At 70.6% G+C, this 21,176-nt stretch carries 20 protein-coding genes; 15 read left to right on the top strand and 5 right to left on the bottom strand.

What is annotated here, in order from left to right:
- The first annotated feature begins 119 nt into the window (after positions 1–119).
- The 12 genes from ACH47Z_RS12245 (at position 120) to moeZ (ending at position 15,025) form a co-directional block, all read left to right on the top strand.
- On the top strand, positions 120–1,112 hold the full coding sequence (locus ACH47Z_RS12245) for an alpha/beta fold hydrolase (RefSeq protein WP_399073132.1): 993 nt from the start codon (positions 120–122) through the stop codon (positions 1,110–1,112).
- Positions 1,113–1,119: 7 nt separating this feature from the next.
- On the top strand, positions 1,120–2,823 hold the full coding sequence (locus ACH47Z_RS12250) for a DUF3152 domain-containing protein (protein ID WP_399073133.1): 1,704 nt from the start codon (positions 1,120–1,122) through the stop codon (positions 2,821–2,823).
- 56 nt (positions 2,824–2,879) lie between these two features.
- Positions 2,880–2,975: an Ms4533A family Cys-rich leader peptide gene (locus tag ACH47Z_RS12255; protein ID WP_399073134.1), complete on the top strand. Its 96-nt coding sequence runs from the start codon at positions 2,880–2,882 to the stop codon at positions 2,973–2,975.
- A 238-nt stretch (positions 2,976–3,213) separates the two neighbouring features.
- Complete coding sequence (locus ACH47Z_RS12260) at positions 3,214–4,932, top strand: ABC transporter substrate-binding protein (protein ID WP_399073135.1); 1,719 nt, start codon at positions 3,214–3,216, stop codon at positions 4,930–4,932.
- Between the two features lie 4 nt (positions 4,933–4,936).
- Positions 4,937–5,995: an ABC transporter permease gene (locus tag ACH47Z_RS12265; protein ID WP_399073137.1), complete on the top strand. Its 1,059-nt coding sequence runs from the start codon at positions 4,937–4,939 to the stop codon at positions 5,993–5,995.
- Positions 5,992–6,990: an ABC transporter permease gene (locus ACH47Z_RS12270; RefSeq protein WP_399073138.1), complete on the top strand. Its 999-nt coding sequence runs from the start codon at positions 5,992–5,994 to the stop codon at positions 6,988–6,990. The genes ACH47Z_RS12265 and ACH47Z_RS12270 overlap by 4 nt, the downstream gene beginning before the upstream one ends.
- Positions 6,987–8,579: a dipeptide ABC transporter ATP-binding protein gene (locus ACH47Z_RS12275; RefSeq protein ID WP_399073140.1), complete on the top strand. Its 1,593-nt coding sequence runs from the start codon at positions 6,987–6,989 to the stop codon at positions 8,577–8,579. The genes ACH47Z_RS12270 and ACH47Z_RS12275 overlap by 4 nt, the downstream gene beginning before the upstream one ends.
- A 240-nt stretch (positions 8,580–8,819) precedes the next feature.
- On the top strand, positions 8,820–10,517 hold the full coding sequence (locus ACH47Z_RS12280; RefSeq protein WP_399073141.1) for a glycosyltransferase: 1,698 nt from the start codon (positions 8,820–8,822) through the stop codon (positions 10,515–10,517).
- A 296-nt stretch (positions 10,518–10,813) separates the two neighbouring features.
- Positions 10,814–11,896, top strand: coding sequence for a hypothetical protein (locus ACH47Z_RS12285; protein ID WP_399073406.1), 1,083 nt, complete (start codon positions 10,814–10,816; stop codon positions 11,894–11,896).
- A 190-nt stretch (positions 11,897–12,086) separates the two neighbouring features.
- Positions 12,087–13,046 (top strand): NAD-dependent epimerase/dehydratase family protein, encoded by a 960-nt coding sequence (locus ACH47Z_RS12290; protein WP_399073142.1) that lies wholly within the window; start codon positions 12,087–12,089, stop codon positions 13,044–13,046.
- On the top strand, positions 13,034–13,783 hold the full coding sequence (locus ACH47Z_RS12295; RefSeq protein ID WP_399073143.1) for a spherulation-specific family 4 protein: 750 nt from the start codon (positions 13,034–13,036) through the stop codon (positions 13,781–13,783). Before ACH47Z_RS12290 ends, ACH47Z_RS12295 begins: the two co-directional genes overlap by 13 nt.
- Before the next feature lie 63 nt (positions 13,784–13,846).
- The gene (gene moeZ, locus ACH47Z_RS12300; RefSeq protein WP_399073144.1) at positions 13,847–15,025 is read left to right on the top strand and encodes an adenylyltransferase/sulfurtransferase MoeZ; all 1,179 of its coding nucleotides are present in this window, start codon (positions 13,847–13,849) and stop codon (positions 15,023–15,025) included.
- A gap of 154 nt (positions 15,026–15,179) precedes the next feature.
- Here the strand turns inward: moeZ and ACH47Z_RS12305 are convergent, their stop codons facing one another.
- The 5 genes from ACH47Z_RS12305 to ACH47Z_RS12325 all read right to left on the bottom strand — a co-directional run bounded on the left by ACH47Z_RS12305 (position 15,180) and on the right by ACH47Z_RS12325 (position 18,643).
- Positions 15,180–15,392 (bottom strand): hypothetical protein, encoded by a 213-nt coding sequence (locus ACH47Z_RS12305; RefSeq protein WP_399073145.1) that lies wholly within the window; start codon positions 15,390–15,392, stop codon positions 15,180–15,182.
- A gap of 681 nt (positions 15,393–16,073) precedes the next feature.
- Positions 16,074–16,430 (bottom strand): hypothetical protein, encoded by a 357-nt coding sequence (locus ACH47Z_RS12310; RefSeq protein ID WP_399073146.1) that lies wholly within the window; start codon positions 16,428–16,430, stop codon positions 16,074–16,076.
- A gap of 1,204 nt (positions 16,431–17,634) precedes the next feature.
- Positions 17,635–18,012 carry a hypothetical protein gene (locus ACH47Z_RS12315; protein ID WP_399073147.1) on the bottom strand — a complete coding sequence of 126 codons (378 nt, stop codon included), beginning with the start codon at positions 18,010–18,012 and terminating at the stop codon, positions 17,635–17,637.
- On the bottom strand, positions 18,009–18,356 hold the full coding sequence (locus ACH47Z_RS12320; protein WP_399073148.1) for a hypothetical protein: 348 nt from the start codon (positions 18,354–18,356) through the stop codon (positions 18,009–18,011). The genes ACH47Z_RS12315 and ACH47Z_RS12320 overlap by 4 nt, the downstream gene beginning before the upstream one ends.
- Positions 18,350–18,643 carry an ATP-binding protein gene (locus ACH47Z_RS12325; protein WP_399073149.1) on the bottom strand — a complete coding sequence of 98 codons (294 nt, stop codon included), beginning with the start codon at positions 18,641–18,643 and terminating at the stop codon, positions 18,350–18,352. Before ACH47Z_RS12325 ends, ACH47Z_RS12320 begins: the two co-directional genes overlap by 7 nt.
- Before the next feature lie 326 nt (positions 18,644–18,969).
- Between ACH47Z_RS12325 and ACH47Z_RS12330 the strand changes: the two genes are divergently transcribed.
- The 3 genes from ACH47Z_RS12330 (at position 18,970) to ACH47Z_RS12340 (ending at position 21,172) form a co-directional block, all read left to right on the top strand.
- Positions 18,970–19,284: a putative quinol monooxygenase gene (locus tag ACH47Z_RS12330; protein WP_399073150.1), complete on the top strand. Its 315-nt coding sequence runs from the start codon at positions 18,970–18,972 to the stop codon at positions 19,282–19,284.
- A complete protein-coding gene (locus tag ACH47Z_RS12335) occupies positions 19,265–20,503 on the top strand; it encodes a helix-turn-helix domain-containing protein (RefSeq protein ID WP_399073151.1) in 1,239 nt (412 codons plus the stop codon). Before ACH47Z_RS12330 ends, ACH47Z_RS12335 begins: the two co-directional genes overlap by 20 nt.
- Positions 20,504–20,821: 318 nt before the next feature.
- On the top strand, positions 20,822–21,172 hold the full coding sequence (locus ACH47Z_RS12340) for a hypothetical protein (RefSeq protein WP_225097319.1): 351 nt from the start codon (positions 20,822–20,824) through the stop codon (positions 21,170–21,172).
- Positions 21,173–21,176: the final 4 nt, after the last annotated feature.

Here is a 21,176-nt window from a genome sequence, read left to right on the forward strand (position 1 = left end):
CATCAGGGCCGTTCGCCGCGCGGTTCACCGGACGCGTGATCCATGTGTTTGACGCGTACGGCTCATGTTGTGACGGCGAACACATGAACCTCGGCGTGATCACCTCGTAACATTGCCGCATGTCTTCGACCGAGTCGCCGTCCGTGCCGGCCGCCAGCGTGCTTCCGAAGGTGGCGCCCGTCCGGGTCGGTGAGGGCGAACGGCTGCGGTCCGTGGGGCTGCCCGGTGTCACCCTGTCGATCCGTTCCCGTCGTCCCGCGCGCGAGGGCCTGCCGCCCGCGCTGTACGTCCACGGGCTCGGCGGTTCCTCGCAGAACTGGTCGGATCTGATGGCCGAGCTGGACGGCGTCGTCGACAGCGAGGCGCTCGACCTGCCGGGCTTCGGCGACTCCCCGCCCCCGGACGACGGCGACTACTCCGTCACCGGGCACGCGCGCGCGGTGATCCGCTGTCTCGACGCGGCCGGCCGCGGCCCCGTCCACCTCTTCGGCAACTCGCTGGGCGGCGCGGTCACCACGCGCGTGGCCGCCGTACGCCCCGACCTCGTCCGTACGCTGACACTCGTCTCGCCCGCCCTGCCCGAGCTGCGCATCCAGCGCACCGCGGCGCCGACCGCCCTGCTCGGCGTGCCCGGTATCGCCGCCCTGTTCACCCGGCTCACCCGGGAGTGGACGGCCGAGCAGCGGGTGCGCGGGGTCATGGGGCTCTGTTACGGCGACCCCGGGAAGGTGTCGCCGGAGGCGTTCCAGCACGCGGTGGAGGAGCTGGAGCGGCGGCTGCAACTGCCGTACTTCTGGGACGCGATGGCCCGCTCCGCGCGCGGGATCGTCAACGCGTACACGCTCGGCGGACAGCACGGGCTGTGGCGCCAGGCCGAGCGGGTGCTCGCACCGACCCTGCTGATCTACGGCGGCCGCGACCAGCTCGTCGGCTTCCGCATGGCCCACAAGGCCGCCCGCTCCTTCCGGGACTCCCGTCTGCTGTCCCTGCCGGACGCCGGGCACGTGGCGATGATGGAGTACCCGGAGGTGGTGGCCGGGGCGTTCCGGGAACTCCTGGCCGACACCGAGGAGTCCCGCGTGTCCGCCACCGACGACACCGCGGGGAGCTGAGGCCGGCGTGGGACGCCACAGCCGCCGCGGCCCGGCCCCCAAGACCGACACCGCGGACATAGCCGCGAGGCGCACCGAGAAGACGGACCGGACGGCACCGGCCGAACGGGCGGCACAGGCGGAACATCGGGTGCCGCCGGGACGCCGGGCACCACGGGTGCCTGACGGCACGTCCGGGCAGGGGGTGCCGCGACTTTCCGACGGCACGCCCGGCCAGGGGACGCCGCCGCGAATCCCCGAGGGGACGCCTGCGCATGGGATGCCACGGCTTCTTGACGGCACGCCCGCGCGTGGGATGCCACGGCTTCCTGACGGCACGCCCGCGCGTGGCGTGCCCCGGTTCCCTGACGGCACTCCTGCTCACGGTGTGCCGGGTTTCCCCGCCGGCACCCCCGCGCGCGGTGTGCCGCGTTTTCCCGACGGGACGCCTGCGCAGGGGGTGCCACGGCTTCCTGACGGCACGCCCGCGCGTGGGATGCCCCGGTTCCCTGACGGCACCCCCGCCCACGGCGTGCCCCGTTTCCGTGAGGGTGCCCCCGTGCGAGGCGGGCATCCCGAGCAGTGGGAAGCCGGTGGGGGCTGGGGGGAGTTCGCGGGTCGGGGTGCGGGCGCTGGTGGGCCCGGTGTTGTGCTGCCCCGGCAGCGGCAGGCCGGGCAGGAGGGCGGGCCTCGGCCGGAGTATCTCGACGCCTTCCGGGACGGCAACGGCAACGGCGGCGGTGCGGACCTCGAGGACGCCGACGTCTTCGCGCCCCGCGCGCGTGGGCCGCGCCGTATCGACGGGCAGCAGGTGGACGGCGGTGAGGTACCACCCCCTACCGGTTCCGTCCTGCCCGCGCAACGCTCCGGTGCCGTCGCCCCGAAGGGGGCGCGGGGAACCACCACGCAGCCGCTGCCGCAAGACGGCGGAGCCCGGCGCGGCCCCGCGCGGGCCTTCACCGGTGTCGCCGCGGCCGCCGTGACCACCGTGCTCGCGGTGATCGTCGCCGGACAGGTGGCCGAGGGACGGCGGGACAGCGGCGCCACACAGGCGCGGTCCGCCACCGACCAGGCCGGTGACACGCGCTTCCCGGGGGAGCCGACGCCCTCCGCCTCGGCGAGCCCGGTGACGCTGACGTACGAGCAGGCGATGAACCGGACGTACCCGCTCGGCGCGACGCTGAAGGGCTCGGGGAAGTTCGACGCCGTGCCCGGGTTCGACAAGGCGCCGGGGACCGGGCGGAAGTACACCTACCGCGTGGACGTCGAGCAGGGGCTGGGCCTGGACGGCGCGCTGTTCGCCGATGCCGTGCAGAAGACCCTGAACGACGACCGCAGTTGGGCCCACGGCGGCGCCCGTACGTTCGAGCGGATCTCCACCGGCAAGCCCGACTTCGTGATCACACTGGCCAGCCCCGGCACGACCGCCGCCTGGTGCGCCAAGTCGGGACTGGACACCACCGAGGACAACGTCTCCTGCGACTCCGCTTCCACCGAACGAGTGATGATCAATGCATACAGGTGGGCGCAGGGGAGCGTGACATATGGGGACAAAATCCACGCCTATCGGCAGATGTTGATCAACCATGAGGTCGGCCACCGGCTCGGCCACGGCCATGTGTCCTGCCAGAAGAACGGCGAACTCGCTCCCGTCATGCAGCAGCAGACCAAGTTCCTCGACCATGACGGAATCCACTGTCTGCCCAACCCCTGGCCTTATCCCGGGAGTTGACAGACGCCGCTGATGTCACATTGACATGAGTCGCAAGGTCGTTCATATTTCTGCGCATGTGGTCTAGTCACGTCGTCTCCGAAAGCGCCGCCATCGAGCTGGCGCTCATCGGCGTGACCGCACTCTGCGTGGCCGACATCCACTGTCGCTGACGCCGCCGCCCTGGCGCTCGCGTCGCGACCCTTCTTTCCCTTCGCGTCCGTGACCCTGTCACGGGCCTTTTCGCCGACCCGGCGCCGGGGCCGACGTCTGCTCGCAGTCGTCTCATTCCTCGTCCGCATGTCTCACCATTCGAGAACTCCACCGTCGAGAACCCCGTCGGGACATCTCCCGCTGAGAAGTCCCCTCGTCGAGAACGTCTCGACAGCACCCCGAGAGGTCGTCATTCCGATGCGTCAACCGTCCGTCATAGCGCGCCGCGTGGCAGCGGCATCCGTCAGCCTGGTCGTGGCAGCGGGCGCCGCCGCCTGCGGCCCGAAGGACAGCGATGCCAAGGGCTCCGGTGGCGACTCCACCCCGCACAAGGGCGGCACCCTGACGGTGCTGAACGCCGAGCCGCAGAGCGACTTCGACCCCGCCCGCCTCTACACCTCCGGCGGCGGCAACGTCCCCTCGCTCGTCTTCCGCACTCTCACCACCCGCAACCGCGAGAACGGCGCGGCCGGCGCCAAGGTCGTCCCCGACCTCGCCACCGACACCGGACGCCCCAGCAAGGACGCGACCGTGTGGACGTACACCCTCAAGCAGGGCCTGAAGTACGAGGACGGCACGCCGATCACCTCGGCCGACATCAAGTACGGCATCGAGCGCTCCTTCGCCCCCGAGCTGTCCGGCGGGGCCCCCTACCTGCGTGACTGGCTGGTCGGCGCGGCCGACTACCAGGGGCCGTACAAGGACAAGAAGGGCCTCTCGGCGATCGAGACGCCGGACGCCCGGACCATCGTCTTCCACCTGAACAAGCCCGAGGGCGAGTTCCCCTTCCTCGCCACGCAGACGCAGTTCACCCCGGTGCCCAAGAGCAAGGACACCGGCACCAAGTACGAGGAGCACCCGGTCTCGTCCGGCCCGTACCGGGTCGTCAAGAACGAGAACGACGGCGAGCACATGGTTCTGGAGCGCAACACGTACTGGTCGACGGCCGTCGACGACCAGCGCAAGGCGTACCCGGACACCATCGACGTCCGCTCCGGCCTCGACTCCTCCGTGATCAACCAGCGGCTGTCCGCGTCTCAGGGAGCGGACGCCGCGGCCGTCACCACGGACACCAACCTCGGCCCGGCCGAACTCGCCAAGGTCACCGGCGACAAGGAACTCGCCGCGCGTGTGGGCACCGGTCACTTCGGCTACACGAACTACATCGCGTTCAACCCGACCGTGAAGCCGTTCGACAACCCCAAGGTGCGCCAGGCGATCGCGTACGCCATCGACCGTTCCTCGGTGGTCAACGCGGCCGGCGGCAGCGCGCTCGCCGAGCCCGCCACCACCTTCCTGCCCAACCAGAAGTCCTTCGGCTACACGCCGTACGACCCGTTCCCGGCCGGCGCGTCCGGCAACGCGGCCAAGGCCGAGGAACTGCTCGCGCAGGCCGGTTACAAGAGCGGTCTCACGGTGACGCTGACCCACTCCAACGCCAAGGACTTCGAGACCAGCCCGGAACTCGCGACCGCCATCCAGGACGCGCTCAAGAAGGCCGGCATCACGGTCAAGCTCCAGGGCCTGGAGCTGAACGACTACAAGGACAAGATCCACAGCGTCAAGAGCGAGCCCGGCTTCTTCCTCGCCCACTGGGGTGCCGACTGGCCCTCCGGCGGTCCCTTCCTCGCCCCGATCTTCGACGGTCGGCAGATCGTCAAGGACGGCGCGAACTTCAACACGGGCCTGCTCAATGACAAGTCGGTCAATGACGAGATTGACGCGATCAACAAGTTGACCGACCTTGACGCTGCCGCCAAGCGATGGGGTGCACTGGACAAGAAGATCGGCGAGCAGGCCCTTGTCGTGCCGCTGTTCCACCCCGTCTACAAGCGCCTGTACGGCAAGGACGTCAAGAACATCGTCATCAGCGACTGGACCGGCGTCCTCGACATCTCCCAGGTCGCGGTGAAGTAGCGCCGTGAGCGAGGCACTTGTCGCCGTCGAGACCGCCGGGACGGACGCTTCCGTCCCGGCGGTCTCGGGGGCACGTCAGTTCTGGCGGCGGCTGCGGGCGCAGCGCGCCGCCCTGGTCGCCGCGGCCGTCGTCGCGCTGCTCGTCCTGGTCGCGCTCGCCGCGCCGCTGCTCACCGCCCTGGAGGGCCAGGACCCCACCACGTACCACCCGACCCTGATCGACTCCGCGCGCGGGGGCGTGCCCATCGGCTCCTTCGGCGGCATCAGCGCCGACCACTGGCTGGGCGTCGAACCGCAGACCGGACGCGACATGTTCGCCCGGCTCGTCTACGGGGCCCGCGTGTCGTTGGGTGTCGCGCTGGCGGCCACGGTGGTGCAGGTCATCCTCGGCATCGCCATGGGCGTGGCCTCCGGCCTGGGCAACCGCTATGTCGACCTGATTCTCAGCCGGATCACCGACATCTTCGTCTCGATGCCGCTGATGATCATGGCGCTCGCGCTGCTCGCCATCGTGCCCAACAGCTTCCCGCGGCCCGTGCTCGTCGCCCTCATCATCGCCCTGGTCTCCGGCTGGAGCACGACGGCGAAGATGGTCCGCGCCCAGACCCTCACCCTGAAGAACCTCGACTACGTCGCCGCGTCCCGGCTCAGCGGCTGGAGCACCTGGCGCACCGCCGTACGCGAACTCCTCCCGGGCCTCGCCGCACCCGTCATCACGTACTCCGCGCTGCTGATCCCGCAGAACATCAGCGCCGAGGCGGCCCTGTCCTTCCTCGGCGTCGGGGTGAAGCCGCCGACGCCCTCATGGGGACAGATGCTCACCTCGGCCGACGTCTGGTACCAGGCCGCGCCGCAGTACCTGCTGCTGCCCGCCGCCGCCCTGTTCGTGACCGTGTTCGCGCTGACGATCCTCGGCGACGGCGTGCGTGTCGCCCTCGACCCGCGCGCGGCCTCGCGCCTGCGCATCGGCACCGGCCGCAAGCGGGAGGCCCGCGCCGAGACGGCCGTACCGGCAACGGGCACGCCGGACGCGGCCGCTGCGCAGAAGGAGGACCGGGCATGAGCGGTCTCACCGGATTCGTCCTGCGGCGCGTCATCGGCGCCGTGGTCACCCTGTTCGCGCTCTCGGTGATCATCTACGTCGTCTTCTACGTCACCCCCGGCAACGTCGCCCAGATCACCTGCGGCCCGCGCTGCTCCCCGGAACAGGTCCACCAGGTCGCCCAGCAGCTGCACCTCGACGACCCGCTGTACGTGCGCTACTGGCACTTCCTGCAGGGCATCTTCGTGGGCCAGGACTTCTCGACCGGCACCGGCGTGGAGCACTGCTCGGCGCCCTGCCTCGGTGAGTCGTACCAGAACGACCAGCAGGTCACCGACATCATCCTGACCAAGCTGCCGGTCAGTTTCTCGCTGGTGCTCGGCGCGATGGTGATCTGGCTGCTGCTGGGCGTCGGCACCGGCGTGCTCTCCGCCTGGCGGCGCGGCCGCTTCAGCGAGCGCGCCCTGACCGCGATCACGCTCGCGGGCGTCGCCACGCCCGTCTTCGTCATCGGCCTGGTCCTGATGATCGTCGTCTGCGGCGAACTCCAGCTCCTGCCCTTCCCGGAGTACGTCAATTTCACCGACGACCCCGAGCAGTGGGCGTGGAACCTGCTGCTGCCCTGGCTCTCCCTCGCCCTCATCGAGGCGGCCAACTTCGCCCGCCTCACGCGCGCGTCGATGCTCGAGACGCTGGCCGAGGACCACATCCGCACCTTCCGCGCGTACGGCGTCGGAGAGCGCGCGATCATCGCCCGGCACGCGTTGCGCGGCGCGACCGCGTCCGTCATCGCGCTCAACGCGGTGACCTTCGGCTCGGCCGTCGGCGGCGCCGTCCTCACCGAGACGCTCTTCGGCCTGCCCGGCATCGGCCAGGAGCTGGTGCACGCGGTGAAGGTCGTGGACCTGCCGGTGGTCGTCGGCATGGTCCTGGTCACCGGTTTCTTCGTGGTCATCGCCAACGCCGTCGCGGACGTGCTGTACGCGGTGGCCGACCGACGGGTGGTGCTCGCATGAGCCTCGTGGAAGTGACGGACCTGACCGTCGAGTTCGGCTCCCTGCGGGCCGTCGACGGACTCTCCTTCAGCCTGGCGAAGGGCGCCGCCCTGGCCCTCGTCGGCGAGTCCGGCTCCGGCAAGTCCACGGTCGCGGGTGCCCTGCTGGGCCTGCACCGGGGCACCGGGGCGCGGGTCACCGGCGCGGTCCGGGTGGCCGGTACCGACGTCCAGGACGCCTCCGACGAGGAACTGCGGGGGCTGCGCGGCGCCAAGGCCGCCATGGTCTTCCAGGACCCGCTGTCCTCGCTCGACCCGTACTACGCGATCGGCGACCAGATCGCCGAGGTCTACCACGTGCACACGCGCGTGTCGCGTCGTACCGCACGCGCGCGTGCCGTCGAGGTGCTGGAGCGGGTGGGAATTCCGGACGCGGTACGGCGGTCCCGGTCCCGGCCGCACGAGTTCAGCGGCGGCATGCGCCAGCGCGCCCTGATCGCCATGGCCCTCGCCTGCGAGCCGGACCTGCTGATCGCCGACGAGCCGACCACGGCCCTCGACGTCACCGTCCAGGCCCAGATCCTCGACCTGCTGCACACGCTGCGCGAGGAGACCGGCATGGGACTGCTGCTCGTCACCCACGACGTGGGCGTCGCCGCCGAGAGCGTGGACGACATCCTCGTCATGCGGCACGGCCGCGCCGTCGAGCGCGGCCCCGTGGGCACCGTCCTCGCGGCGCCGGGCGAGGCGTACACCCGCGAACTGCTCGACGCCGTCCCGCGCGTGGACGCGCGCCGTGCCGGCTCCGAGGCCATCGACGAGGTCGTGCTGGAGGCCACCGGTCTGCGGCGTGAGTTCGGCCGCGGCAAGCGGGCGTTCACGGCCGTGGACGACGTCTCGCTGACCGTCCGCCGCGGCGAGACCCTCGGCGTGGTCGGCGAGAGCGGCAGCGGCAAGACCACACTCGGCCGGATGCTGGTCGGGCTGCTGGAGCCGACCGCCGGCGCGATCCGCTACGAGGGGCGCCCGCACGCCACGGTGAACCCGGCCGTCCAGATGGTCTTCCAGGACCCGGTCTCCTCGCTCAACCCGCGCCGCAGCGTGGGCGAGTCCATCGCCGACCCGCTACGCGCGCGTGGCGAACGATCCGAGGCGCGCATCCGGGGGCGCGTGACGGAACTGCTGGAGCGCGTGGGGCTCGAAAAGGCGCACTACGACCGCTACCCGCACGAGTTCAGCGGCGGCCAGCGCCAGCGCATCGGCATCGCCCGGGCGCTCGCCGCGGAACCGCGTGTCATCGTCTGTGACGAGCCCGTCTCCGCGCTCGACGTCACCACCCAGGCCCAGGTGGTCGAGCTGCTCGGCGAACTCCAGCGGGAACTCGGCCTCGCGCTGGTCTTCATCGCCCACGACCTCGCGGTCGTACGGCAGGTCAGCGACCGGGTCGCGGTGATGCGGCGCGGTCGGGTCGTCGAGCACGGCCCCGCCGACGAGGTGTACGACAGCCCGCGCGAGCCGTACACCCAGCAGCTCCTGGCCGCCGTACCCGCGCTCGATCCGGAGCTCGCGGCCCAGCGGCGCGCGGCCCGGCGCGAACCGGCCGTGGCGTAACGTTTCGTGCACACGCGATGACGCTCTGAACCCTTAGCGCGACGGAACGCGACCCGCACGCGAAAGTTACGACCGTTCACCCCTTTTGGTGGCGCGATGGACAACCGTCCGTCGCGCCACCGCCTTGTCCGCTTACGTTCGTCCCGCTGCGAGCCGCCGGGACAACGGCGGCTCCCCAGACGGGAGATCGGGGGTGCACACGTGCGCATCGGACTGCTTACGGAAGGTGGCTATCCGTATGTGAGCGGTGACGCCGGACTCTGGTGCGACCGGCTCGTGCGCGGGCTCGAGCAGCACGAGTTCGACCTCTACGCGCTCAGCCGCAGCCGGCAGCAGGAGGACGAGGGCTGGGTCCCGCTTCCGCCGCAGGTCAGCCGGGTGCGTTCGGCGCCGCTCTGGACGGCCGACGATGACGGGGTCGCCTACGGGCGGCGCGCGCGCCGGCGTTTCGCCGAGTGCTACGGGGAGCTCGTCGGGGCCGTGTGCACCGGAGCCGCCCCGGGGAACGAGGGCGCGTGCGACGGCGCGGCGGGCGATGGCGCCGGGGATGCGTCCGCCGCTCTGGCGGACCGTTTCGGCAGCGCGCTGTACGGACTCGCCGAACTCGCCCGCGAGGAGGGCGGGCTGGTCGGCGCCCTGCGCTCGGACGCCGCCGTGCGCACCCTGGAGCGCGCCTGCCGCGCCCCCGGCGCGCTGCGCACGGCGCGCGAGGCGCGCGTCCCCGACCTGCTCACCGTCACCGCGCACCTCGAACGCGCCCTGCGCCCCCTCTCCCTCGACTGGTACGGCGACGACGGCCTCGGCGCGGCCGACCTCTGCCACGCCACCGCCGGCGGTCCCGCCGCACTTCCCGGACTGCTCGCCCGGCACTTCTGCGGCGTACCGCTGCTCGTCACCGAGTACGGCGTGCAGCTCCGCTCGCACTACCTGGCCCTCGGCCCCGACGCCGCCGCCCCCGCCGTACGCGCGCTGCTCGGCGCCTTCCACGGCCGGCTCGCCGCCGAGGTCTACCGGCGCGCCGAGATCCTCACCCCCGGCAACGCCCACGCCCGCCGCTGGCAGGAACGGTGCGGCGCCGACCGGGCCAGGATCCGCACGGTCCACCCGGGCATGGACGCCACCCGCTTCGCGGAGGTCGGCGAGGCCCCCGACCGCGCCGACCCCGACACCCTGGTCTGGGTCGGGCGCGTCGACCCCGCCAAGGACCTGATCTCGCTGCTGCACGCCTTCGCCGAGGTCCGCAAGGAGGAGCCCAAGGCGCGCCTGCGGATCGTCGGCGCGCCCTCCGGCCCCGAGAGCGAGGCCTACCTCGGCCACTGCCGGGCGCTCGCCGCCCAGCTCTTCCCGGACGAGGCGGAGGGCGTGCACGCCGTCGGCGACAACCCCGTCTCCTTCGAGGAGATCGGCGGCCCCGAGGCCCCGACCCTGCCCGAGGCGTACGCCGCCGGCGCGGTCGTCGTGCTGTCCAGCGTCGTGGAGGGCTTCCCGATCAGCCTCGTCGAGGCCATGCTGTGCGGCCGGGCCACGGTGTCCACGGACGTCGGCGCCGTGGTGGAGGTCATCGGCGGCACGGGACTGGTCGTGCCCCCGCGCAATCCACGGGCGCTCGCCGAGGCCGCTGTGGCGCTGCTGCACGACCCCGAGCGCCGTGAGCGCCTCGGCGCCGCCGCGCGCGCCCGCGCGCTCGAACTGTTCACCGTCGAGCAGAACATCGCGGCATTTCACAGCATCTATTTGCAGATCGTCTCGCACTGCCCGGTGCGCCGGGTCGTCCTCGACGAGGCCGGCGAGCCCCTGCCGTTCGCCACCCCCGCCGAGTCCCACGTCCCCGGCCGCTGGACCGGCCCCACGGCCCGCGTCCTGCCCCGGACCGTCCCCGGCTGGGCCACGACCGCACCGGTCCGCGCGACACCACTGGCGGCTGCGGAGGGGGCGTGATGGACGTACGGGACGACGGCCACGGCGGCAGCGGGGACGGGCTCAGCGGCCCGGACCTGCCCGGAATGCCGAGCGGCGCCGAGCCGTGGGACGCGCGGTCGGGGGAGTGGTTCGGGGCAGGACGGACAGGAGCAGGAGGGGAACGGACAGGAACGGGAGGGGAGGGGGCAGGAGGAGAGCGGGCAGGGGAGAAAAGCGCGCAGGCGGCGGGCGATGGACCCGCTGCTGCGGCGGCCTCCGGGAGCGCTCCCGCCGCGTCCGTGCGCGCCGCGCCCCGGCGGGGAGCCGCCGACCCCGTGAAGGCCCTGCTGCACCGGCACCGCGAGCTGTGTGAGCGGGCCGTGGACCCGTTGGAGATCGCCGCCGGGCTGGAGGCCCACGGCATCACCGACCGGACCGCCGCCCGGTTCCGCCACCGTGATGTCTTCTCGCTGGCCGAGGAGTTGTACGCGCGCGTGCCACGCGGCAGCGGTGAGGCGCGCCCCGGGCCCGAGCCCCTGCCCGTACCGCGCGTCCGGGCCCGCTGGGTCCTGCTCACGCTCCTGCCGGGCACCCTGGGCGCGGCGACAGCGGCCGGACTGCGGCTCACCCACGGCGACTTCCGTCTGCTCGCCGCCGTCGCCGGTCTCCTCGCCGTCGGCACCGCCACGCGCGCGGTGCTGCGCCGAGACCCCCTCGCAGGCCCGCCGGGCATCTCCGCGTGGCGCTCGGCGAGCGGCACGCGCGTGTGGACGCTCTGGCTGCTCGGGTACGCACTCCTCGGCGACGGTCTGCTCGACGCCGTCCTGAGCGGCGGCCCCGACGCCCTCCCGACAGGCGCCCCGGACGGCCCATGGCCCACGGCCGTCGTGCCCGTCCTGGCCCTCACGCTGGCCTGCGCCCCGGCGGCCTGGTGCGCCCACCTGCTCAGCGCGGGCGCCCGCCGCAGGCTCGCCGGCAGCCGGGGCCTGGAGGACTTCACGGCCGCCGCCAGACCGCTGCTGTTCGGCACGTTCGCCCTGTTCCTGGGCGCGCTCACCGCACTGCTCCTGCTGTGCGGCACGGCCCTGCGCGAACCCGCGGGTTACCCGCAGGCCCTCACCCTGGGCGCCCTGCTCCTGCTCGCCCGGCTGCTCGCCGTGCACCACCACCGGCGCGCCCCGGTCCTCGCGCTGGGCGCCGCCGCGGTCACGGAGGCGGTGGCCCTCGCCCTGCCGCTGGCCGGCCGGCTGCCCGGCTGCGCCGTCCTGGCGGCCCCCGTCCGGACCCTCGTGAACGCCTCGGGCGCCGCCGTCGTTCCGGCCCTCGCCTGCGGCGCCGTGGCCCTGGCCCTGCTGTTCCACGCCGGCCGCACGCTCACCCAGGCCTCGGCCCACGCGCCCACGGGAGCCACGGAGTGAGCCCCCGAGTGAACCTTCCGCCACCGGCCCACCGCCGCAGGCACCCGCGTCACCCCTTCGAAGGAGAACACCAGATGACCACCTCCCGACCCGGAGCGTCCGGGGCCCCCGGAGCCGCCGGAGCGCCCGCGGCCACCGGTGCCCTCGCCACGGCCGGTGCCGCCGGCGCGCACCCCGCGGGAGGCGCCCGATGAGGGTCCTGCTGATCGGAGCCAACGGATACATCGGCCGCTTCGTCGCCGACCGCCTGCTCGCCGACCCGGCCGTCCAGCTCACCGCGCTCGGCCGCGGCGACGACGCCGACGTCCGCTTCGACCTCGCCACCGGCAGCCCGGGCGCGCTCACCCGCTTCCTCGACGCGGTCCACCCCGGAGTCGTCGTCAATTGCGCCGGCGCCACCCGCGGCGGCGCCCGCGAACTCACCCGGCACAACACCGTCGCCGTCGCCACCGTCTGTGAGGCCCTGCGCCGCAGCGGCTGCGGTGCCCGCCTGGTGCAGATCGGCTGCGGCTCGGAGTACGGCCCCAGCCAGCCCGGCTCCTCCACGGCCGAGGACGCGGTGCCCCGCCCCGGTGGCCCGTACGGCGTCAGCAAGCTCGCCGCGACCGAACTGGTCCTCGGCTCGGGCCTTGACGCCGTCGTGCTCCGCGTCTTCTCCCCGGCGGGCCCCGGCACCCCGGCCGGCTCCCCGCTGGGCCGGCTCGCCGAGGCCATGCGCCGCGCCATGCAGTCCGGAGACGGCGAACTCAAACTCGGCGGGCTCGGCGTCCAGCGCGACTTCGTCGACGTACGCGACGTCGCGCGCGCCGTGCACGCCGCCTCGCTCTCCGCCGCGCAGGGCGTCATCAACATCGGCTCCGGCCGCGCCGTCCGCCTCCGCGACGCCGCCGCCGTCCTCGCCCGGGTCGCCGGATACGGCGGCGCCCTGCACGAACTCGACGCCCCGCCCGGCCCGCTGCGCGGCGCCATCGGCCACCCCCGCGGCGAGTCCGACCACGCGGCCCCGGTCGCGTACCCGTACCCGGACGGCTGCGGCAGCTGGCAGCAGGCCGACGTGCGCACCGCGCGGGACCGGCTCGGCTGGCGGCCCCGCATCAACCTCGAAGAATCCCTGGCCGACATCTGGATGGAGGCGGCATGCCGCATCTGACCAGCACCACCACGGGCGCCACGAGCACGGGCCTGCGCACCGCCCTCGGCATTCCCGGCTACGCCCACCCGCTCGTCGCCCCCGCCCAGTGGGCGGAACTCGCCCGCCCGGGCACCCCGCTGGACTGGGTGGTCCTCAACGTGTCCGCGGGGCCCGGCACCCGGCCCGACCCGCACTGCCTGGAAGCCGTGGCCCGGCTGCGGGCCGCCGGCGTCCGCGTCCTCGGCCACCTGGACACCACCTACGGCGCCCGCCCCTTCGCCGACCTGCTCGGCGACGCCCACCGCCACCTCGACTGGTACCGCGTCGACGGCTTCCTGCTGGACCGCTGCCCCACCGAGCGGACCGCGCTCCCCGAGGTCCGTCGGGCGGTCACCACCCTCCGGGCGATCAGTGACACGACCCACATCGTCCTCGGCCACGGCAGCCATCCGCACCCCGGCTACGCGGAGAACGCCGACCAGCTGGTGACCTTCTCCGGCCCCTGGTCCGACTACCGCTGGTCGCAGGTCGCCGAGTGGACCGCCGACTATCCGCCGGACCGCTTCTGCCACTTGGTGCACGGCGTACCCCGCGGCCACCTGGACGAGGCGCTGCGCATCGCCCGCTGGCAGGGAGCCGCGACGATCTACATCACCGACCGCACGGACCGCGGCGGCCGCGCCGACCCGTGGGAGACGATGCCCGGCTACTGGGACGACATCGTCTCGCGCATCGGAACAGGTGTCTCGGAATGAAGAAGCCCGTGGCAGTGTTACGGGGAGAACAACTGTAGTGATTGACCGACCAACGGAGTCCCCGTGTCGTTGCCACCCCTGGTCGAGCCAGCTTCTGAGCTCACCGTAGACGAGGTCCGCCGGTACTCCCGCCACCTGATCATCCCCGACGTGGGCATGGACGGGCAGAAGCGGCTGAAGAACGCCAAGGTGCTCTGTGTCGGCGCCGGCGGCCTGGGCTCGCCGGCGCTGATGTACCTGGCCGCCGCGGGCGTGGGCACCCTCGGCATCGTGGAGTTCGACGAGGTCGACGAGTCGAACCTGCAGCGTCAGATCATCCACAGCCAGTCCGACATCGGTCGCTCCAAGGCCGAGTCCGCCCGTGACACCGTCAAGGGCATCAACCCGTACGTGAACGTGATCCTTCACGAGGAGCGGCTCGAGGCCGACAACGTGATGGACATCTTCAGCCAGTACGACCTGATCGTCGACGGCACCGACAACTTCGCGACCCGCTACCTGGTCAACGACGCCTGCGTGCTGCTGAACAAGCCGTACGTGTGGGGCTCGATCTACCGCTTCGACGGCCAGGCCTCCGTCTTCTGGTCCGAGCACGGCCCCTGCTACCGCTGCCTCTACCCGGAGCCCCCGCCCCCCGGCATGGTCCCCTCCTGCGCCGAGGGCGGCGTCCTGGGCGTGCTGTGCGCGTCCATCGGCTCCATCCAGGTCAACGAGGCCATCAAGCTCCTGGCGGGCATCGGCGAGCCGCTGGTCGGCCGGCTGATGATCTACGACGCCCTGGAGATGCAGTACCGCACGGTCAAGGTCCGCAAGGACCCCAACTGCGCGGTCTGCGGCGAGAACCCGACCGTCACCGAACTCATCGACTACGAGGCCTTCTGCGGCGTCGTGTCCGAGGAGGCCCAGGCGGCGGCCGCCGGCTCCACGATCACTCCGAAGCAGCTCAAGGAGTGGATCGACGACGGCGAGAACATCGAGATCATCGACGTCCGCGAGCCGAACGAGTACGAGATCGTCTCCATCCCGGGTGCCAAGCTGATCCCGAAGAACGAGTTCCTCATGGGCAGTGCCCTGGAGGGCCTCCCGCAGGACAGGAAGATCGTCCTGCATTGCAAGACGGGTGTCCGCAGTGCGGAAGTCCTCGCGGTCCTGAAGTCCGCGGGCTTCGCCGACGCCGTCCACGTGGGCGGCGGCGTGATCGGCTGGGTCAACCAGATCGAGCCGCACAAGCCGGTCTACTGATCAAGGGTCTCGCCGACCAGCGGGACTGACGAAGCCCACGGCTCCGACCAGGTCGGAGCCGTGGGCTTCTGTCATTGTCGGTTGGCGTCGGTTGACCTCGGACGGCCCAGGGACGGCCCAGGTATCGCACCGAGGTACGTGCCGGGAAAGCGCGTCACCTGCTGCAGGCAACGACGATGCCCAGGATCACCAAGGCCACGAAGAACAACGCTACGCAACCGCCTATGGCGCTCTCCGCCTCCGCGACGATCCCCTTGGGCTTCGGGCGGGACTTCTCGTAGTCCTGCATCCCTCGCGCTACCGCGCGTCTGATTTCGTCCTCGTCCACGGAGTCCCCCAAGCCAGTCACTGTGTTCTGAACGGCCACGGTCAACCTACCTGTTGGACCACCGCCGCTCGATCCATCGGCGCGCGCAGTGGCCGGCGCTGACCTCTTCGTCCCGAAGTAACTTGGAAGGGGCCTTGGCCCTGGACTGGTCTGCCGCTCACCTGCGCTGATGGTCCGCAGCCGTCCGCGCTCGTCCGCCGATGTTCGTCGGTTTTGTCACGCAGTTAGACACTCACCCCGCGAGTCCGGCCTACTTCTTGCGGCGCTTGCTCGCCTTCTTCTTCAGCTCGGCTTGGCCGCGCTTCGTCCAGTCACCTTGATGGCGGTAGCAACGCGACGTGCCTTTCATCGTCTTGTTGCGGCAGCTGCCTCGGTCCGTCGGCCAACCGCACTTCCCCTGCTTCCACTCACCCACGGTCCCTCCCCCCACTGGTCCGTCTTGAGTCTGGGTATCCAGCCTGGGGCACCTGGCCTACGCATGGCAGGGCGCATGGTTGGCGGCATCAGGCGATCCGGGCGCACGCGGGGCAGCACGTCGAGCGCGCCGCCCGTAGGGCACGCTTTTCAACTGTGGTGGTGCACCCGGGCGTCTCGAACAGTGCGGTTCACCTGCGTTCATGGGCGGTTGGCCGTGGGAGCGGGGACCGCACCCAGTCTCGTCTGAACGGCCGTGAACGGCGCTGAATGAGACGGAAACTGAGACGGGAGCATGCCCCAGCTTCAGGGCCTGAGCCGGTTCTGTTGAGGGTCGAAGCAGACCAGACCCATTGAGTCCGCAAGGGCCGCCGCGTAGGCAGAGGCTTCCTCAGCCATGCTCCAGCGCATCGGGAAGTAGACAAGCGGGTCGCTTGCCTCTCCGATCAACGGCCCCGTCGACCAAGGGGAGGTGTCCTCCTCGTCCTCGGTCAGGTCACACCACCGGTCCAGGAGCGAGGCAACGTAAGCCGCTATGCGCTCGGTCGGAGGATGCTCCTCCTCCGTGTCGACGTAGCGGTCATAGAGGTCCGTGAAGGCTCGTCCGGCCGCTTTGTCGTCCGCCGGGCGCTCGCCCTCCCACACAGCCAAGTCGTAGGTCATGCCCGGAGGCTCTCACACCGTACTGACAGGCTGGCCTTGCTGGTGGAACGGGCAGGGCAGGCGCCGACGGACGATCTCCCTCGGAGGGCGCCATCAGCTTGGGAAGCTGTGAGCATTTGGGGGCCGGTTGGGGCGCTGACCTGTACGAACGGCTGTGCCATGGCTTTGTCGGGCCAGTGTGCTTTCACCGTGATTCCCCGCTATTCCCCGCTCGATCTGGTGCGGTTGTGGTGCACGACTTCTTCGTCTCGAACGGCTGGGCTGAGCCATCGTGTGATCTTGTGGAAGTCCACTTCCGGCGATCTAATGGACAGCCGTGGATGCGGGGATTGCGGCAGTACTCGGTGCAGCAGTGGGTGCGGTAGGCGGACTGGGGGCCAGTTGGTTCACCCTGCTTGGCCAGCGCCAGCAACGACGCGCAGAACGGGCCCGTTGGCGCGATGACATGCGACGCCAGGCGTATACGTCACTACTGGACTGCTGCGAACGACTCTCGGCCGGTTGGTGGGTTGCCGGTGACACCTTGCGATCCGGCGGTGGTGACGGAGATCTAAGGGAGGAACGGTTCCTTCGCGCTCACGAGCTATGGACAGAGTTCAACACTGCTGTAGCTGCGGTGTCTGTCGCCGGGCCTCGGCAAGTGACTCATGCGGCAGAGCCTCTGATCGATGCCATGTTCGAGCTGGACTCTGCGGGGACGGCCTGGCGTGACGCATTGCAGGCTGGTCGACAGCGCGGTCTGTCTGGATTCGCCGAGAGATTCGATGCCGCTATGGAGGCGATTCAAGCCCCTCGGGCGACCTTTCGGCAGGCCGTTCGAGAAGCGCTAGACACGGACTAACGCGGCATGCCATGGACGTGAGGGCGGCGGAGCGATTTTGGGCTGGAGCTGCTTTGGCGCGAGTGATCATGGCCCCGTAAGCTTGCGGCGCGTCGGGCAGTCTGTGGACCTGCCCGGTAAAGCACGACGTTGGGGCCATGATCTTCGAGGCTCGCGCCAAAGTGGCTGCCTAAAATCGCGGAGCCGACCGCCCCAGCCACGACGTACCCCTTCTCTGACGTTAGGCGGCTGATTGCTGTGCGCGCGGCACGGGCGCCGGCCGGGCTGGAGCGGGGCGGAGACAGGAGCGCAGGCCCGGCCGGGGGCCGGGCCGCGCGCGGTGAGCGGAGCGAGCCGTCTTGAACCCGTAAAGAAAGTTGTAACTCAGTCGGCCGCGTGGGGTTTGAAGTCGTGTGCGCAGGCCGGTAGTTCGGCCCCCTGGCGGTGGGCGAGCGGCACGAAGAGAACCGGCCGGATCGTCCACGTGATGCGAGTGCTGGCTTGAGTGATCGTGACCGTGCAGGGCTCGAAGCGCAGGAGGGCTCGTCGCGTCGCGATCCGGCCCTCGTACAGCCAAGCCCACGCAACGTCGGAGGCGTCGGAATCCAGTGCCGGTGAGATCGTGCGGAGTGTGACCGCGACCCATCTGTCTGCCTGGGGTGCTGAGTAGGCGTCGAAGGCTGCCCGGAGTGCCGGTGGCTGGCCGCTGTCGAGGTCCTGAGTCCAGCACTCGCACCAGTAGCCGCGCGCGAGTCCCGTCACGATGCCGCTCCTCTGGGGTAGGCGACGAGCACGTAGCGCGTGCTCTCGTCGTACAGGGTGAGTTGGTAGGCCGTTCCGGTGGTCAGATAGGCGAGGGCTCGTTCGTGTTCAGGCTCGTCGGTGAGCCAGTGGCGGCCTGGCTGTGCGTGTGCGGCGTCGAGCTGGTCCGTGATGTGACTCGTACGTTCCTGAAGCCAACGCAGCGCCAGGCGGGGACCTGTGGCGTCGTGCGACCCCAGCGTGATGGAACGGACCTCGTGCAAGGGGTAGGCGGCGGCCCAGCACTGATAAGAGGCGTACTGGCCGCCCGCATGTAGGTCCTCAGCAAGGGCCGACGTCAGCATGACTGTCCTTCTGGGCCCGGCTGTGCGAAGAGTTCCGCGGTGACCGTGCGGCCGGATTCGTCACCTTGGACCATGACGCTGTCGGCGAGGGCGGCGACCATGCCGAGCCCTCGGCCGTGGGTGGCGGTGAGGGGTAGCTGCTGGACCCCGGGCGTGGTCTTGGTGTGTCCGGAGTCGGTCACCGCGATGGTGATGGTCAGCTCGGAGACGGTGACTGCGACGCGGAAGGTACCTGCGGCGTCGCCGCTGGCGGTGTGCATGAGGGCGTTGGTGCCGAGTTCGGTCACGATCAGCGCGGCGTTTTCGGAGTGGGGTGGCCGTCCAGTGTGGTGCGGATCCAGTTGCGCGCGGCGCGGAGTTCTTGGGGTTCCCCAGGGAAGGTGCGTCGGTGGGTGGGCATGGCGTCCTCCATGGCGGTGACCTGCTGTTTTCGGTGTCAGACGTGTCGACCGGCTGACACGGACCATGCAGAGCCGTACAATTAGTACTAGCACCGTACCGAATGTGCGCATACTTGGAGTGCGGGTTCGTACTTTTCGTGCGGGCGGGCGGCGCATAGCGTTCGCCGTGTGGTCTGGTGCTGATCTGGATGCCGATGGAGAGAGGACCTCGCATGTTCGGACTGATGGTGCGCTTTACCTGCAAGGACGAGGTGGCGGCGGCTGGCTTCGACGATCTGGTGGCGCGGACCGGTGAACAGATCCGTGCGAACGAGCCCGGAACGGTGATCTACACCGTTCACCGCGTTGACGGCCGTCCGCTGGAGCGCGTGTTCTACGAGCTCTACCGGGACGTGGCGGCCTTCGAGGAGCATGAATCGAAGGACTACGTGCAGGCGTTCCTCTCCGAGCGGGACTGCTACCTCTCGGCCACAGAGGTCGACCGCTTGGACTTCATGTCCGGCAAGGGTGTGGACGTTGAGCACTGAGTATCAGAAGGCACTCGGCCGCAAGATCGCCTTCAACCGCAAGCGCCGGGGACTGTCCCAGAAGGAGTTCGCCGGGCTCTTGGGGCGCTCCGAAGCATGGGTGTCCCAGGTGGAGCGGGGCGTGCGCCGTATCGACCGGATGACCGTGTTGGAGAAAGTCGCCGACGTCCTTGAGGTGCCGGTCGCCGAGCTGGCGGCCGAGGCCCCCATCGTGGCGTCGGTGGCCGAAGGTGAGCCGCCTGGGGCGAGTCGGCTGCGGCTGGTGCTGAGCGCCGCGCACTCGCTGAAGGCGATCCTCGGCCGACGGGACGTTTCCCCCGATGTGCCGGCGCTTCGCGCCGAAGTCGATCGCGCCTGGTCGCTGACGCATCAGGGCAACTACGCCGACTTGGCTGAACTGCTCGAAGGGTTGGTTCCCCGGCTGGAGTCGGCCGCCCGCTCGGTTCCGGAGTCGGACCGTGTCGAGCTGTTTCGTCTGCTCGCTGTCATGTATCACACGTGCAGTGGCGCGCTTGCGAACTTGGGGGAGCCAGAGGCGGCTTGGATCGCTGTCGACCGTGCCGTGGTTGCTGCCGAGCGGGCGAGTGATCCGCTGCTGATGGCGGCTGGTGAGTTCCGGCTTTCGATCGTCTTCCTCGGTGCGCGCCACTTCGAGCAGGCGGCCCAGGCGTCGGGGAGTGCAGCCGATGCGCTGCGGCCTCTGGCGGAGTCGGGGCAGATCGAGGCGGTGGCGCTTCGGGGTGCGCTGACGTTGCAACGGGCTGTTGCTGCTGCTCGGTTGAACCTCGCCGATGAGGCGTACGGGTATCTCCGCGACGCTCGCGCGATGGCCGAACAGGTCGGCGATGGGCGCAACGACTACAACACCGAATTCGGGCCCACCAACGTCGGTTTGCACGAGGTCTCCGTCGCGGTCGACCTGGGGGATGCCGGAGTCGCTCTGAGGGCTGCGCAGGCCCTTGACGCGTCGGAACTCTCCGCCGAACGCCAGACGCGCTTTCAGATCGATGTCGCCAGGGCGTATGCCCAGCGCCGGCAGGTCGCTGAGGCCGTATCGGCACTGATGAGGGCACGTGAGTTGTCGCCCGAGATGGTGCGGGCCCTGCCGATGGTCAAGCAACTTGCGGCGGACCTGCTGACCATGAGCCAGCCGCCCTCTCAGGAACTGCGCTCCCTGGCGGCTGAGTTGGGCGTACACGAAGTACGGACTGGTACCTGAAGTACTAGACAGTACTTGGAGTACGGGTTACTGCGGTTGGTGTCAGCACACCCATTCGCATCCAGCGAAGTGGGTCGTGCGGGCATGCGAACGGCCGGAGCAGGAAGGCAGACCTGCGCCGGTGCGTGAGCGGAAGGGCCACAGAAACAGATGTGGCCTGAGCGGGAGGCAGCCCACTCAGGCCGGGCGCGTCGTTGGCATCAACGCTCTTGGAGCGTATCGCGCCCAGTCGGTATGCGGTCAACCTCCCGTTGCGTAGTCATTCGTCACTAAGTGCACCGTGCGTGCGTACGGTGCAGCGCAAGGGAGAGCAATTCTGTGCGTGTAATCCGTGTGGAGACCTCGGCGGCGACGATCCTGCTGACCGAGGCTCCGGAACCCAAGGTCCGGGACCGGCAGACCGGTGAGCGAGCCACCGACGCTGTCAGCGGTGAGCCGCTGATGACGATCGGCGTCGTCTACATCGAGGACGGCGAATCGTCGCTCATCAAGGTCACCGTCCCGGAGAGCGGCGTCACTGAGGGACTGACGCTTGGTGCTCCGGTCTCGCTGGTGGGCCTGGTGGCCCGCCCCTGGGAGAGCGTGTTCAACGGCCAGCAGCGGCACGGCATCGCCTACCGGGCCACCGCCGTTGCGCCGGGCGCCTTCCCGATGGCTCAGGCGGGCTGATCGA

This window comes from Streptomyces sp. NPDC020192 (assembly GCF_044388685.1).
Classification (GTDB): domain Bacteria; phylum Actinomycetota; class Actinomycetes; order Streptomycetales; family Streptomycetaceae; genus Streptomyces.

What these genes read in the sequence shown, in the direction of transcription:
- ACH47Z_RS12330 (WP_399073150.1), top strand. Translation starts at nt 18,970, where the DNA reads ATGTTCGGACTGATGGTGCGCTTTACCTGCAAGGACGAGGTGGCGGCG.
- ACH47Z_RS12270 (WP_399073138.1), top strand. Translation starts at nt 5,992, where the DNA reads ATGAGCGGTCTCACCGGATTCGTCCTGCGGCGCGTCATCGGCGCCGTG.
- ACH47Z_RS12290 (WP_399073142.1), top strand. Translation starts at nt 12,087, where the DNA reads ATGAGGGTCCTGCTGATCGGAGCCAACGGATACATCGGCCGCTTCGTC.
- ACH47Z_RS12320 (WP_399073148.1), bottom strand. Translation starts at nt 18,356, where the DNA reads ATGCTGACGTCGGCCCTTGCTGAGGACCTACATGCGGGCGGCCAGTAC.
- ACH47Z_RS12310 (WP_399073146.1), bottom strand. Translation starts at nt 16,430, where the DNA reads ATGACCTACGACTTGGCTGTGTGGGAGGGCGAGCGCCCGGCGGACGAC.
- ACH47Z_RS12255 (WP_399073134.1), top strand. Translation starts at nt 2,880, where the DNA reads ATGTGGTCTAGTCACGTCGTCTCCGAAAGCGCCGCCATCGAGCTGGCG.
- ACH47Z_RS12260 (WP_399073135.1), top strand. Translation starts at nt 3,214, where the DNA reads ATGCGTCAACCGTCCGTCATAGCGCGCCGCGTGGCAGCGGCATCCGTC.
- ACH47Z_RS12275 (WP_399073140.1), top strand. Translation starts at nt 6,987, where the DNA reads ATGAGCCTCGTGGAAGTGACGGACCTGACCGTCGAGTTCGGCTCCCTG.
- ACH47Z_RS12245 (WP_399073132.1), top strand. Translation starts at nt 120, where the DNA reads ATGTCTTCGACCGAGTCGCCGTCCGTGCCGGCCGCCAGCGTGCTTCCG.
- ACH47Z_RS12295 (WP_399073143.1), top strand. Translation starts at nt 13,034, where the DNA reads ATGCCGCATCTGACCAGCACCACCACGGGCGCCACGAGCACGGGCCTG.